General features: G+C 57.0%; 1 protein-coding gene. It reads left to right on the top strand.

What is annotated here, in order from left to right:
* Positions 1 to 49: 49 nt before the first annotated feature.
* The coding region (locus ACWJIO_RS13825) for an AMP-binding protein (protein WP_480314371.1) at positions 50 to 1,403 on the top strand (1,354 nt) is incomplete at its 3' end.

Here is a 1,403-nt window from a genome sequence, read left to right as displayed (position 1 = left end):
GGTGCAGCTGCTGGAGCTGCCGGAGGCGGGTTGGCAGGGGATGGATGGCGTGGAGGCGGAGGCGTTAGGAGGTGGCTCCAGCGCGGCCAGATTCGATCTTGAGTTTTTTCTGCGACGCAGGCCTGATGTCGGCATCCAGGCAACCTTGGTCTACGCCAAAGATCTCTTCGAGGCGAATCGCATCGAACGGCTTGGTGATCACCTGATCCTGCTGTTGGAGTCGGTGACGCAGGCTCCAGAGGCCCTCACCACCGCAGTGACACTGCTGCCCAAGACCGAGCGGAACCTGATCGAGAGCTGGCAGTACGGCCCTGAGCGCGAGCAGCCGGAATTCTGCGTCCATCAATTGTTCGAGGAGCAGGTGCAGCGCACCCCCGATGCTGTCGCGGTGGTGTTTGAGGAGCAGGAGCTGAGCTATGCCGAACTAAATACCCGAGCGAACCATCTGGCCCAACACCTGATCCACATGGGCGTGGGGCCCGAGCTGGTCGTTGGGGTGTGCCTGGAGCGTTCCCCGAGGATGATTGTTGCGCTGTTGGCGATTCTGAAGGCGGGGGGGGGGTACCTACCCCTGGATCCCCGTTGGCCCGAGCAGCGGCTGGAACACCTCCTGGGAGCATCGGGTGCCTTCCTGGCTTTGTTGGAAGCTGCGACATCTGGAGCTTGTCATCACCTTGCCATTCAGACACTCAATATTGACGATCTCAGTCTGGGTGAAACTGCGGCCAGCATGCCCAATTCACACCAGCTCAGCCTTGATTCCCTCGCTTATGTCATTTATACTTCTGGCTCTACTGGTGCCCCTAAAGGGGTTGAGGTAGAGCATCGAACCTTGGCCAATCTGATGAGTTGGGAGCGCGGCTCTCGGTGCTCAACATTGCCCCCAAGAACGCTGCAACTTGCTGCAAGTATATTTGATGTGAGTCTTCAGGAGATCTTTTCTGCGCTTACCACTGGAGGCACACTCTTTGTTATTGATGAAGATTCGAGAAGAGACCCTGGCCGGCTGAGCGCCTATATCAGTAAGCACGCAATCGACAGATTATATCTTCCGGCCGTCCTTTTGGAGCGGTTTGCCGGCTTTGCTGAGAAAAATCCCAATTTGTTGGGGCTGGGCCTCTCTGAGATCGTCTCTGCGGGTGAGAGATTGACGATGTCTGAGCCTGTTCGCAAGCTGATGAACTTGCTTTCTAAATGTAGTCTGTATAATGACTATGGGCCAACAGAGAGCCATGTTGTTTCCTCTCATCAGGTGAATGTTGATGCGGCGGAGCTGGCTGCCGGAGTTAGTATTGGCAGGCCGATCAGCAACTCAACCGTCCGGATCCTCGAACCTTCCGGTCACCCTTGCCCAATCGGCATTCCTGGAGAACTGCACATCGGCGGGGCGGGCTTGGCACGTG

This window comes from Paraciimarium castrense LEGE 11436 (genome assembly GCF_056633055.1).
This window is presented reverse-complemented; position numbering and strand designations above follow the sequence as displayed.